This is a genomic window from Paenibacillus sp. MCAF9, assembly GCF_052114265.1.
Taxonomy (GTDB): domain Bacteria; phylum Bacillota; class Bacilli; order Paenibacillales; family Paenibacillaceae; genus Pristimantibacillus.
The window spans coordinates 469,059-482,285 of the sequence record NZ_JBFREL010000002.1 but is presented as its reverse complement, the minus strand read 5'-3'; the positions used below and the strand labels follow the sequence as shown (position 1 = coordinate 482,285).

Annotated in this window: 12 protein-coding genes; 9 read left to right on the top strand and 3 right to left on the bottom strand. The window is 45.0% G+C overall.

Annotated features, from left to right (window positions below; genetic code table 11):
- Positions 1 to 23: 23 nt before the first annotated feature.
- Together AB4Z45_RS04965 and AB4Z45_RS04960 are read right to left on the bottom strand one after the other, a co-directional pair.
- Positions 24 to 347, bottom strand: coding sequence for a 2Fe-2S iron-sulfur cluster-binding protein (locus AB4Z45_RS04965; protein WP_441908159.1), 324 nt, complete (start codon positions 345 to 347; stop codon positions 24 to 26).
- Positions 348 to 567: 220 nt separating this feature from the next.
- Positions 568 to 2,304, bottom strand: a complete 1,737-nt coding sequence (locus AB4Z45_RS04960) for an ABC transporter ATP-binding protein (protein WP_441908158.1) — start codon at positions 2,302 to 2,304, stop codon at positions 568 to 570.
- Between the two features lie 217 nt (positions 2,305 to 2,521).
- On the opposite strand from AB4Z45_RS04960, the gene AB4Z45_RS04955 reads away from it, so the two are divergent.
- From AB4Z45_RS04955 to AB4Z45_RS04940, 4 genes are all read left to right on the top strand, one after another.
- The gene (locus tag AB4Z45_RS04955; RefSeq protein ID WP_441908157.1) at positions 2,522 to 3,964 is read left to right on the top strand and encodes an ABC transporter permease; all 1,443 of its coding nucleotides are present in this window, start codon (positions 2,522 to 2,524) and stop codon (positions 3,962 to 3,964) included.
- Between the two features lie 14 nt (positions 3,965 to 3,978).
- A complete protein-coding gene (locus tag AB4Z45_RS04950; protein WP_441908156.1) occupies positions 3,979 to 5,487 on the top strand; it encodes an ABC transporter permease in 1,509 nt (502 codons plus the stop codon).
- Positions 5,488 to 5,709: 222 nt separating this feature from the next.
- Entirely contained in the window at positions 5,710 to 7,542 is a 1,833-nt protein-coding gene (locus tag AB4Z45_RS04945; protein WP_441908155.1) for an ABC transporter substrate-binding protein, read from the top strand.
- A 102-nt stretch (positions 7,543 to 7,644) separates the two neighbouring features.
- On the top strand, positions 7,645 to 8,100 hold the full coding sequence (locus tag AB4Z45_RS04940) for a hypothetical protein (protein WP_441908154.1): 456 nt from the start codon (positions 7,645 to 7,647) through the stop codon (positions 8,098 to 8,100).
- 174 nt (positions 8,101 to 8,274) lie between these two features.
- Here AB4Z45_RS04940 and AB4Z45_RS04935 read toward each other — a convergent pair whose 3' ends face one another.
- Positions 8,275 to 9,480 carry an S-layer homology domain-containing protein gene (locus AB4Z45_RS04935; protein ID WP_441908153.1) on the bottom strand — a complete coding sequence of 402 codons (1,206 nt, stop codon included), beginning with the start codon at positions 9,478 to 9,480 and terminating at the stop codon, positions 8,275 to 8,277.
- Between the two features lie 395 nt (positions 9,481 to 9,875).
- Here AB4Z45_RS04935 and AB4Z45_RS04930 point away from each other — a divergent pair, with 395 nt between their 5' ends.
- The 5 genes from AB4Z45_RS04930 to lgt all read left to right on the top strand — a co-directional run bounded on the left by AB4Z45_RS04930 (position 9,876) and on the right by lgt (position 13,080).
- Positions 9,876 to 10,202 carry an ArsR/SmtB family transcription factor gene (locus AB4Z45_RS04930; RefSeq protein ID WP_144376785.1) on the top strand — a complete coding sequence of 109 codons (327 nt, stop codon included), beginning with the start codon at positions 9,876 to 9,878 and terminating at the stop codon, positions 10,200 to 10,202.
- 62 nt (positions 10,203 to 10,264) lie between these two features.
- Positions 10,265 to 10,798 (top strand): SRPBCC domain-containing protein, encoded by a 534-nt coding sequence (locus tag AB4Z45_RS04925; protein ID WP_441908152.1) that lies wholly within the window; start codon positions 10,265 to 10,267, stop codon positions 10,796 to 10,798.
- 183 nt (positions 10,799 to 10,981) lie between these two features.
- Positions 10,982 to 11,413, top strand: coding sequence for a BlaI/MecI/CopY family transcriptional regulator (locus tag AB4Z45_RS04920; RefSeq protein WP_441908151.1), 432 nt, complete (start codon positions 10,982 to 10,984; stop codon positions 11,411 to 11,413).
- Positions 11,410 to 12,210 (top strand): M56 family metallopeptidase, encoded by an 801-nt coding sequence (locus tag AB4Z45_RS04915; protein ID WP_441908150.1) that lies wholly within the window; start codon positions 11,410 to 11,412, stop codon positions 12,208 to 12,210. The genes AB4Z45_RS04920 and AB4Z45_RS04915 overlap by 4 nt, the downstream gene beginning before the upstream one ends.
- Before the next feature lie 84 nt (positions 12,211 to 12,294).
- Positions 12,295 to 13,080 (top strand): prolipoprotein diacylglyceryl transferase, encoded by a 786-nt coding sequence (gene lgt / locus AB4Z45_RS04910; RefSeq protein WP_441908149.1) that lies wholly within the window; start codon positions 12,295 to 12,297, stop codon positions 13,078 to 13,080.
- Positions 13,081 to 13,227 lie beyond the last annotated feature (147 nt).

Sequence of the window (13,227 nt, the reverse complement as noted above, 5' to 3'; positions counted from 1 at the left end):
CACCATATAATGCGGGAAAATGATTAATCTTGGGGACGAGTGCCGGGTTCTAGGCCAGTAGAAGTCGCTGTCTTAATAAGCCGAACCGATAGGTCGCTATGCAGCCGAATTTGGCAGGATAGCCGAATAGCTGCATCCTCGATTCCTTTGCTGCGAAGAACTGTCGCTTCTGCCTCGCTCATCTCGCCTGCATCTCCAGAGATCACTTCTACAGCGCATGTCGTACACTTAACGTTCCCGCCGCATCGGTGCAGGACGTCGACTCCATTATCCTCTAACATTAGCACAAGCTTTGTGCCCTCAACTGCCTGAATGGCGTTTCTTCCTTCTACTTGAACCGTTGGCATTTGCCATTCCTCCTCGAATTGTTCATCCTCATATTACCTAACCAGCTTATATTAAACCATTATCTTGTAGAATAAGTCCAATACTACAGCCCTTAACTGACCCACAAGAGGTGTGCTTTTTTCAAAGTATCCTTCTTAAGGGTAAAATGGCTAAAATAAAAAGAACCGTGCCCCGAAAGATCATTCATCTAACGGGGCACGATTCTTTAATGTCGCCAGCTTAGCTGGTTGCAACGGCCACCCAGTGGCCTTTTTTCACTTCAACGAATTCGGAGTGCTCTAGATCGTAGGGATCAGCTTTGGCAGCTTCCTCATGCACTACCAGCTTCTTCTGCGATTCAACCTTGGGATCGGGTACTGGGATTGCTGCCAAAAGCGACTTCGTATAAGCATGGATCGGATTCGCGTAAAGCTCCTCGCTTTCGGCAAGCTCAACGATCTTCCCTTTATACATGACCGCGACGCGGTCGCTAATATGCTTCACCATCGATAAATCATGGGCGATGAACAGGTATGTCAGACCAAGCCTTTGCTGGAGCTCCTCGAGCAGCTTCACAATCTGAGCTTGAATGGAAACGTCGAGTGCGGACAATGGCTCGTCGCAGACGATAAATTCAGGCTCTACAGCAAGCGTCCGTGCAATGCCGATCCGCTGCCGTTGGCCGCCGGAAAATTCATGCGGGTAGCGCATGGCATGAGATGGATCTAGCCCAACCATCTCAAGCAGCTCCTCGACACGTTTCTGACGATCCCGTTTGGAGGCCGTTATTTCGTGTACGTCAAGCGCTTCGCCAATAATATCAATGATGCGAAGCCGTGGATTTAGTGACGCGTATGGGTCCTGGAAGATCATGCCCATATGGCGTCTCATCGTCTTCATCTCCGAGCGATTTAATTGCTGAAGCGGTATTCCTTTGAAAAGCACTTCGCCGCCCGTCGCCTCATTTAAGCGAAGAATTGTGCGGCCGGTCGTTGACTTTCCACTGCCCGATTCACCGACAACTCCGAGAGTTTCACCTGCCTGTATATCGAAGCTGATATCATTAACGGCCTTAACAATTTGCCCTTTGCCCATATCAAAATATTGCTTCAATGATCGGACCTGCAGCAAAGGCACGCCTTCTTCCCGCTGAATAATCGGAGGGATAGGCTTCGGTTTTTTCTTCTCGTCTAAACGAGGCAATGCATGGAGAAGCTTAACAGTGTAAGGATGCTGGGGACTAGCAAAGATTTGCTCCGTTGTTCCTGTCTCGACGATTTCTCCGTCCTTCATGACGACGACGCGATCACACATGCCGGCTACGACACCTAGGTCATGCGTAATTAAAATAATGGAGGTTCCCAGTTGCTTCTGTATATCCTTCATCTGGTTAAGGATCTGTGCCTGTATGGTAACGTCAAGCGACGTTGTCGGCTCATCTGCGATTAGCAGCGAAGGACGGCATGCCAGCGCAATGGCGATCATGACCCGCTGACGCATCCCGCCAGAGAATTCATGAGGGTACTGATGATAGCGGGCTTCGCTGTTCGGAATGCCTACGAGCTTCAGCATCTCGATCGCTTCAGTACGGGCTTGCTTCTTGTCCAGCTTTTGATGCTTGATCAAGCTTTCTTCAATTTGGTTGCCGATCCGCATGGTCGGATTGAGCGATGACATGGGATCTTGAAAGATCATCCCAATATCTCTTCCGCGTATGGCTTCCATTTCTTTATCGGTTTTAAAGGCTAAATTTTGACCTTGAAAAAGCACCTCACCGTTCTTCACCATGGAAGGGGGAGAGGGCAGAAGCCTCATAATTGTACGCGCAGTAACGCTCTTTCCGCTGCCGGATTCGCCTACAATGCCGAGCGTTTCGCCTTTACGGACCTCAAAGCTGACGTGACGTACCGCTTCTATTTCTTTGTTACGGGCGAAAAAAGAAACCGATAAATCGTTAACTTGTAATAATGTATCCATATATGCACCTGCAATTCTGTGGTTTTCCAATTGAGAATAGGGTAATTTAAAGAGAGATTCTTATTTATACCTGATATTCCTTATATCATGTATAATGAAAAAAAGTAAGTAACAAAGTTATAAGTTATTGACATATTCCAGTCCATAAAATAAAATCTACTATATTGATCGGAATAATGCAATTTAAAATTACTAGATGGAAAGGAAGCGGACTAGCTTGAAAGGGCACGCAACTGCTATGGGTAATGGCTTTATTGATCATATCGCCGCCATCTACCGCAAAATGTTATTACATCCAGCCTACAGTCTGCTTATATTGCTGTTAGGAGCTCCTGTATCTGCCATCGTGTATGGCGTTCATCAATATCGTAAGTCTAAGTACGGCTACAAAGCAATCGCCGCGGAGACGAGGAGCAAGCTGCTTGCAACCGGGCACCTCGATAAGCTGCGTATCGAGGCTAAAGAACAGCTTGTCCGCAAGCATCGTTTCTTCGGGCAAACCGTAAGTGCAGAGCAGACCGAACTAGAAGCAAAGCGGTTGGCTGAAATCAAATTTAACGAGTCGTTCAACCATGAGCTGGACAAACGGCTTGCCAGCGAGAACGGGCTGAAGTTTTCATTTGGCGATACGTATCATACGTTAGCCTTGAATCCGGCTTTCTTCATCTTATCACTCATTATCGGTTTTCCAATGTATGTGTTCATGGCCATTTACTCGATGCCTTACTTGAAATACGTTGCGGAACGAATCGTGATGTCAGTATTCGTTATTTTGGGCGTCGCTTTTCTCGTTTTTACAATCCTGTATATATCGCCGATGAATCCAGCGGCTAACTTATTAGGAGAGACAGCCACTGCCGAGCAGATCGCAGCCTTCAACCATTTGTACGGATTGGATCAACCTTATCTTGTCCAGTTATGGGACACAATTAGAGGTATATTTACATTCGATCTCGGCAAGTCATTTGCAGGCAACGAGAATGTTACTGCAGCTATCGCGAATAAATTTCCGGTAACGCTCACGTTAACGGTTATCTCGACGCTGATCGCAGTATTGATTGCTTTGCCAATCGGCATTATTTCGGCTACGAGACCGAATTCCTTTTTTGATTATACCTTTATGTTCATTGCTTTGCTCGGATTGTCGATTCCGAACTTCTGGCAGGCGCTTATTTTTATTTTGAATTTCTCAATTAAGCTTCCATGGCTGCCTGCAACGTATAACCCTGAGAACTGGCTGTCTGCGATTATGCCGATTGTCGTTCTAGGCACAGGGCTAACGGCTGCCGTAGCCCGAATGACCCGCTCATCGACGTTAGAAGTTATTCATGAGGATTACATTACAACCGCAAGGGCCAAAGGGCTTGCCCGCAAAAGCGTCATTTGGAAGCATGCCGTTGGCAACGCGCTTATCCCAATTATTACTGTCATTGGCTTGCAGTTCGGCGGTATGCTCGGGGGAGCGGCGGTCACAGAGAAAGTATTCAATATTAGCGGTATCGGCAGTTATATCGTTGATAAGCAGTTCATTCCCGACATTCCTAGCGTGATGGGCGGGGTCGTCTATACAGCCATTACCATCTCGATCGTGAATGTTATCGTCGATTTGATGTATGCGTTTTTTGATCCTAGAATCCGCTCGAAAATGAAACAATACTAAAGCAGGTGCTACTCTTGACGAATCCTACTATCAGCAAGCAAGAAGTCAAGTTCAGGCTGAAATCGAGCCAAGAATACAGTCAGGCAAGCTTCGCTGGCATCGTATCCCTGGCGCTTGGTCTTGTTCTTCTGCTAAACAGTTATGTTCCCGGTGACGGGTCATTTAAGCCTGCAGTACTCATTGCAAGCATTGCATATTTTGCTTTCGCTTTGCTCGAGCTGGCGGTATGGGCGCTCATTCGAAGCGATCTTATCCGCTTTGGCGCAATCAGACGTTCCACAAGGATGCTTGGTTATGTACTGCTGTTAAGCCTTTTAACAGCGAATGTATTCGTGGCAACCACGGCGTTCCAGCTCATCAAGCAGAAAAAAAGCGCGGCGTATACGTTGGCTGTTTATTCGCTCCTTACGACTCTGCTCGTATTCGCAGTATCAGCCCTTAACTTGTTTAAGCCTTATGTGGCTAACGGGTTTATGATTGGTATGTTTCTGTTGATTGTTGCCGCGCTCCTGCAGCTCGCAGCATTGCTGCTGGTCGCTAAGTATGCAGATCAAGCAGTGATGCCGCGCTGGATGGGAATCGTTGCTGGCATCCTTATTTTAACTTCGGTATCCGGCAACTTGTTCGCATTATTTCTAGGGTTATTATTGATTGCGAAGCTGCGGGACAAGGGGTATTCATCCGGCTCTAAGCTTGGAGAAGTTGTGGAGCGTCTGTCGAGAAGCTCGACTTCCATGCTGGGACTGCTCTTTATCCTGTTCCTGCTCACGCTGGCCATAACCAGTTACCTGACCTTTGATTACGGCCTTGCGGTTGAGAACAACTACAGCTTAATTCTTCAATCTCCTGAGCTGGCTTACCCGCTAGGAACGGATAATTTCGGAAGAGATCTGTTCTCGCGTATCGTCTTCGGCGCACGAATCTCTTTGGCTGTCGGCTTGTTGTCAACGCTCATCCCCGTCTTGATTGGGGGCGTTCTAGGTGCAGTCTCTGGCTATTACGGGCGGCATACGGACAATATTATTATGAGGATATTAGATATCCTCTATGCGATTCCTGGCATTCTGCTTGCCATTGCAATTATTGCGGCATTTGGCGCAAGTACGGTCAATCTCATTTTGGCATTAAGCGTAGGTGCGATTCCAACTTATGCCCGGACAATGAGAGCCAATGTCATGCTCGTATCTACGCTGGAATATGTACAGGCTGCTAGAGCTTTCGGCTCCAGTGACCGAACTATTTTGTTCAAGCATATCGTACCTAACTCCATCGCGCCGATGATTGTAAAATCTACGCTGACGATTGGCACTGCGGTCATCTCGACCAGCAGCTTGAGTTATTTGGGGCTTGGCGTCGAACCGCATATTCCGGAGTGGGGAAATATATTAAAGCTCGGAAGCGCATATCTGGAAACGCATGCCTATACGGCTGTTTATCCGGGACTTGCGATTATCGCGCTTGTACTCTCATTCAACTTTCTTGGCGACGGCTTGCGCGATGCGCTGGATCCGAAGCTGGATTAAAGATTTCATCCCTTTTTTAAAATATAGGAAAGTATAAGCTTCACATTTGTACTCCGCCTATATTTTGCGAGAAACTTCTTGTCCTTAAACAAGGATGACGAAGTCGTTTCTTCTTAACCTCATTCATATTCCATCGACTTCTACGTTACGAGACCGGAATGGGCGATAACTGAATGTGAGTTAACATACAAGATAAAGATAAACCAGGAGGAGACTACTATCATGAAGAACAAAGGCAAATTCGCCGCATTGTTGCTAATCAGTCTTTCGATTATGCTCAGCGGATGCAAATTAACAACAAAGAACGACGTGAAGGAATCACCAGCACCAACGCAAGGAACTGAGGCAGTCGTTGACGGTAACCCAGTAGACATAGAATTGCTTGGCATGAGCTCAAACGAGGCAGACCTTAACATTGTTCGCGATCAGCTTACAAAAAACGGCTTTAAAGTGAAATTGAATCTACAAGCTGATTACGGCAGCTTCAAATCACAGCAGGACGCTGGCAACTATGACATCGCATTGTCCAGCTGGACTACCGTTACAGGTAACCCCGACTATGCAGTACGCTCGCTCTTCAAAACAGGCGGAGACTACAGCATCCTTGCTGATCCAGAAATCGATAAATTGATTGATGCGGCTGGTGCTCAAACGCCAGAAGAGTACACAGAAACGTACAAGCAATTCGAGCAGCAGCTTGTCTTTGACAAGGCTTATATCGCGCCGCTATACAACTCATTGAAAGCACAGGCCTTGAATCAAGACGTACTGAACAAGGATTCCGTACGCATCTCGAAGTCACGTTCCCTTCCTTGGGAAGATGTTGATTTTAAAGACACTTCAAAGCGTGCAAAAGATGCGCTAGTGCTTCAATCGACTATGCCGACGCTGACGTCGCTTGATCCAATCAAAGGCAACGACGGCTCCATCAACATTATTAATACGAATATGTATGTGCGTCTAGTGAATCTAACAGATGATGATAAAATCACTTCCGAAGGTTCCCTATCGTTGAATCATGCGATTGCTGATGGCAATTCCGATTATTACTTTATCCTAAGAGACGATATCAACTTTGCTCAAATCAAAAACAAGCTCGCAGTTGATACTGGCGAACGCGTTGGTGCTGACGATGTAATCTTCTCGCTGAACCGCGCGAAGGACAAAAACTCTGTACCTGACCACCGTACGTTTACTCTTCACGAGCATATCAATAACGTGGAGCTTGTAACGGATGCTGCAGCACTAGATGCTGTTAAGGTTTCCGGTGGCAGCGACACTGTAAAAGCAGCTCTTGAAAAAGGTCTTGGTTCAAAAATATCCGCACTCGTATCGGATAAGAAGCAAGCGAACAACAAAGAGGGTAAATACCAAGTCGTTAAGCTTACGACTACTGAGCCTTTCCCGCAAGTACTGAACTACTTGGCTCACCAATCGGCAGGTATCGTGTCCAAGAAACAAGTAGAGAGCATCAACACGTACGATGTAGCTAAATTCGATGTTAACAAAGATATTCCTTACGGCGACCAAAATACGGTAACAGAAGGCAGCGCGTATAACAACACATTGTTTACAAGCGGTCCTTACATCCTGTCCTCCAAAAATGATTACGAAGCCATTTTCTACAAAAACCCTGCGTATATGAAGGGTACAGAAAATGAGCCGAATATCGCTAATATTAAAATCCGTTTTATCAAAGACGCAGACAGCAGCTTGTCCGCGCTCCGCAGTGGTGAGATTCACATCTACTACGGCGTATCCGAGACGAAATTTGACGTTGTGAAGGGCGACAGCAAGCTGGCGCTTCAAACCGTACAAAGCAATGCTGTTTCTTACTTGCTGTTCAATACAAAAAACCGTCCAGTTGCGGAAAGCGCAGACCTGCGGAAAGCAGTTCTATACTCCATCAACCAGGATGAGATCTTGGCTTTCTACAATGGCAACAAGTTCAAAGCCGTTTCCACGCTTAGCCCGCTTGTGAATACAGGCATGGAGCTGAAAGCTGATCCGGCGAAAGCGAAAGAATTCCTAAACGCCTACAAAGCAAGCAAGTAACTTTTAATATTGGCAAGAGACTGCCTCCGGTTATCCATGATGACCGGGGCAGTCTCTTTCACATAGGACTGCTCACATGCGAGCGCAAAGGAGAGAATACGAATGGCTGACACACTGAAGCCCGAAACGAAGCTTTCACAATGGGATGCCTTGATGCTGGAATCGCTGAAGGCTTACGGCTGGCCAAATGATGAACTGATTAGCAAAGTGCAGGCTGGCAATTTGCCGACAGATGAAAGCAAGTTCCATTTCGAATACACCGCTTTAACCGCTTTGGCGAATGAGGAACAAGATACTTTCGTACAAGCTGTAACAAGCGGCTATCAAATCAAGTACAACACGATACGCGGCATTCACAGCTGGATACTTGTCGCACTGAAGCAAGAAGCAGAGCTTATTCTGGAGCCGGAGAACGAAGCGGTCATCGCCCATTTGTCAGAAGCTGAAGCACAGCGCCTCGCTTCCGTCCTTTCATTCGGCTGGGGAGTATCCCCTCATGAGGGAGAGCGAGATTCAGATGGTAGAGCAGCGTATAAGGTGGCACCTGTTAGAGCATAAGGGTTGGCTGGAATTAAAAAAGGAATAATTTATAATTATGGTTTCGGTGAACAGAATTGGACCTATAAGAAGGATGCTTTTTTTAAAAATGCTCTTCGTTTAGGGTTCTGGAACGAATGTTATACCTATACAACGAACCCAGTACCGCATCGGTACTGGGTTTGTTGTATAACCTTAAACATCTTCCCATCCAAAATAAGAATAGGGGAACCAAGAAGTCGAGACATACACAACAGCATGGCTCTCCTTATCGAATATGAACGATATTGAATACATATTATCAGGGTTGTTAAGCTTATCATGAATGGAAATGTCGCGGAAATTTCCGTCGCTCGTCTTCTCGTAGAAATAGGTAGCTGATTGATCTGCATTAAAACCAAAAGTTCCATATAGGCGAAGGACATCGAACATGGTGCTTTCTCCAAGGACAATCCCCTTATATGTACGTAATGACGGATTTGTATTGGCAGGTTCAATAGTGTCTTGATCTATTTTCCAAGAATCAATCAGCCCATCTTTGTTGTAGTGTGCTGAGAATAAAGAGTAAATGTTATTATTAAAGACATCCTTATCATCGGAAACCTCGTATAGTTCCTCTATTGTTTTTTTTGAGTCTCCTATCTTCACCTCAGTAAAAGGACTATTTCCAAATAAATTGAAGTCATTTCTCGTGACGGGTTCGGCGCTGAAATCTGGAATACGCTGGACGGCTGCAGATGGTAAAGACGGTAGAAGTGTTCGATCCGATGGAGCGGTTGGCCTTTTTTCTATATCCAGTACTCCTTTAAAGGTGAGCTGTCTAATCCACTGAATGGCTTCTGCTCGTGAAAAAGAGTCCTGTCCATTGAATTGCTCTGGCGTTATAGCTTCACTGTTAGCCATACCGTTTCCAATAAGGTAAACAACGGCGTCTTCGCCTTCAAAATGAACCCCTTGCACGGCACAAATGATTTCTGAAGCTCGTGACTTCGTGATTGGCTCCATTCGCAGCTTATGGTTCGAAGCGCCAGATGTAGGATGATTAAAGCTCTCTGCCAGGCGATAGGGGCCGCCTGTCCAATCATCATTACCCTCAGGGGAACTTGCGGATGGCAAAGCCATACCCAAGGCTCTATAAAGAGCTTTTAAAAACTCTGCTTCAGTTATTGGCTCGTCAGGCTTTAAGCTGCTGTCAGGGTATCCATTTATAATATTTTGTGCCATAGCCCATTGAAACAAACGCTCAGCCCAGTGTCCTTTCATTCCATAGGGCTTGATAATGAGAAAATCGTATTTTCCGTCATCTTTTTGATCCTGAGCATGCAAAGTTGCTGTTGTTGTTAACCAAAATAATGAAGATACGATGATCAGACATGTGACTATACGCTTAATCTTAAACATAAAATTCATCCTTCCGAATCCAAATAAGTACCGTTTTTTATATTGTTAAAAACTTCCTAATGTTATATCGGAAAGTATAGTATTTTAACTGATAGCTGCGAGTGAAAACGGCGATTTGATTTATTTTCTTTAAACTGAATTAGATGAGGCGATGTAGGATGAAAAAGAACATCGATGATATCGATGGTTCTTAAATCCGCTGCTAGGTTGATTTCATGGAACATAAGCAAGCTTTAAAAATAATTTGAATATTCCTTTACAGGAATATTCCCGTTGTGGTATATTTGATTCAACAAAAGGAAATACAAGGAGGGAGGGCTTAAAGGATTCAATAAAGTAATGATTGCTTTAGAGAAGGCTTATTTAATTAAATCAAGTGAATGGATGTTTTTCTTATGAATGCTAACGTTATGAGTGCCTTGGCTGAGCCTAACCGCCTGCAGATTGTTGACCTATTGCGAGCGAGTCCTCTAACGGTTGGGGAGATTGCTGAAAGGCTTGGCCTACGCCAGCCCCAAGCTTCCAAGCATTTGCGTGTCCTTAGCGAGGCCGGTATTGTTGAGGTGCAGGCGATTGCTAACCGTCGTATTTACAAGCTGCGTCCTGATCCGTTTAAGGAATTAGACGCTTGGCTTGAATCATACCGACGTATGTGGGAGGAGCGCTACGATCGGCTGGATGATTATTTACTGGAGCTGCAAAACAAGGAAACAGATAAATAAGATTAGCAATAAGACATAAACGGATTAATGATATAAATACAAATATGAGGAGGAAGTTTAATATGAATAACCCTAACCTAACTAATCAATTGGTATCGAAAGTGGAAGGAAGTACACTTATATTGGAGCGTGTGTTTCAAGCACCGCGTGAGCTTGTATTTAAAGCTTTTTCGGAGGCAGAGCATTTAAAACATTGGTGGGGACCAAAAGGCTGGACTTTACCTATATGCAACATCGACTTCCGTCCAGGTGGAACTTGGCATTATTGCATGAAGTGTGAAGATAAGAACCAAGGCGATTTCTACGGTATGGAATCGTGGGGTAAAGCATTCTATCAGGAGATTACAGCACCGGAGCAGATCGTCTATAGAGATTGTTTCTCGGATGCGGAAGGCAATATTGCGGAAAATATGCCGCAAATGATGGTTACACTCGATTTTATTGAGCAAGATGGCAAGACGAAGCTAGTTAACACCGCGAAATATGCATCGCCAGAAGCTTTGCAAACGGTGATTGATATGGGAATGATTCCAGGCATAACGCAAACGTTTGAAAACTTGGATGTTCATCTAGAAAAGCTGCAACAAAGCAATTAAGGTATAAAGGCGCAGAATGAACCTAGGTTCATTCTGCGCCTCTTAGTTAGTTATGGAGAAATAAACGAGATGGAATCAGTGATCTAATACTACATTGCTCCGAATACTCCTTGAATAAAGATACAAATATTGACACAAACGTCCTAACATACTACACTATGTAGTGTGTTAGGACGTGATCGCATGCAAATAAAAAGACTGAACGTGAGCGGTGAGGGACTGAATCGATTTTTTGGGTCGCTTGAAGCTAAAATTATGGATATTCTATGGTCTTTCGATGGTTTGAGTATCAAAGAGGTACAGGCAATTTTAAATCAGGAGAATCCGATTTCTGTTAACGCAGTGATGACAGTGATGAACCGATTGCTGGACAAAGGCCATCTTACGAAAAGGCAGACTGGAACGGGGAGAAACCAAGCTGCACAGTTCAGCACTGTGCAGTCAAGGGAACAATTTTTATCGGAACAGACGAAAGCAGTATCACAGGGACTTATACAGGAGTATGGCAGTTTAGTCGTGAACCATATGATCGATGCGCTGGATGACGTTGATCAGGAAACGATCGCGAAGCTGGAACGCAAACTAAGCGAAATCAAGAGAGGAAAAAAAGAATGAACCCTCCGGTTAAGCTGAAATGGATCTTTGCATTAATGATCATCTGCATGGCTTTGTTTAGCATGCAGATGGGGATTTTTGTTGCACGCCAAATGGGAGACGAGAAGCTACATGGTTTTACTTTGACATTTGTCCTGCTTATCATGGTCGCCTTGTATACACTCATAAGGGTAATCTGGCGAATGATAACGCAGACGTATTTTTCGAGGAAATGGCTAAAGCTGTTTTATGCCATTAAACATGACAGACTAACGAAACGCTTTAACTATAAGTATCGCAGCTTAAAAACAGAAATCATCGTGGTGAAGGATGATGCTTTTGTCGCGCTGGCGATCGGCATGCGACGGCCGAAAATTGTGGTCTCAACAGCGGTTCTTGATATATTCAGTGATGATGAGGTAAAGGCGATATTGCTGCATGAATGGCATCATTGTCTCAATCGTGATAATTTCAAGCTGTTTCTGATGACCATGCTGACGGAAGCTTTTGCGTATTGGCCCATTATGAAGCCGATATTTCGCTATTATCAAACATGGACCGAGCTGCTCGCCGACCGCTTTGCGATCCGCCAAATGGGTTCGGAGCTGCATTTGGCTAGTGTACTATTGAAGTTGTCAAAGCTGGTGGGAATGAAGCAGCATGCGGCATCTGTTCATTTTGCAAATACAACGATGCATTATCGCATCATGCAAGTTCTAGAGCCTGACAAAACAGTGAAGGTAAAGATAGCCTTGCGCAGACCACTGCTTGCCTCTTTATCGTTGCTGCTGCTATTTATGTTGGGCGGAGATTCATAAATTTTTTTACGCAATCATACTACACGTTGTAGTATTGTGGAAGGCGACAGGTCATGGTGATATGAACCTAGGGAGGATAAGTGAATGAGAGTTATTTTATTTTCAATTGGAGAGTTCCAAATACATTCTTACGGAGTAGTGGTGGCTTTGGCAGTTCTGCTAGCGCTGGGGATGGCTCGTCATTTGGCTGCCGGTACTTTGTATCAGGAGCATATACTGAACATGGTTCCATATCTATTCGTTGGTGCAATCTTGTCTGCGCGAATCTGGCATGTTTTCTTTTTTCAATGGGAGTATTACTCGAAGCATCTTATCGAAATCATATACATATGGCATGGCGGAATTTCGATTCAAGGAGCATTGATTGGCAGCTTCGTGGCTTTGATCGTCTATACGAGGAAGCATCGTTTATCCTTTTGGGAGCTGGCCGACATAATGGCTCCAGCAATCGTCTTGGGGCAGTCGATTGGCAGAATTGCCTGTTTTCTGAATGGAGATGCGTATGGTTCGCCAACTAGCTCGGGCTTCGGTATTGTTTATCCAGAAGGAACGATGGCTTACGACGTTTACGGCTCACAACCGTTGTGGCCTGCGGAAATATGGGAGGGACAGTGGGATCTCATCGTATTCGTCTTGCTAATCTTATTGAAAAGCAGGAAGTGGGGAGCCGGGGTATTATTCTTAACTTACAATATCCTGTATTCATTCGGACGTTTTAACTTGGAATGGCTGCGGGGAGATTCGCCGCGATACTTGTTTAATTGGACAGCCGGTCAGTGGACTAGCTTCAGCGTTATAGCGGTTAGTTTATGCTTAATTGTTTTCCTTGTTATGCGGGAGCGGAAGAAGATGCGTATTTCTATCCGATAGCTCCGATGCACTGAATTCAATGAATAAACATGCTGTAGTGTACTCTGTTGAAAATGTTTTTACATTCCGTCAGCCGCAGCAATCATTCGAATCGTATATTACTAGAAAAAAACAGCGTACTCAGTTACCCAAGTACGCTGTTTCCTT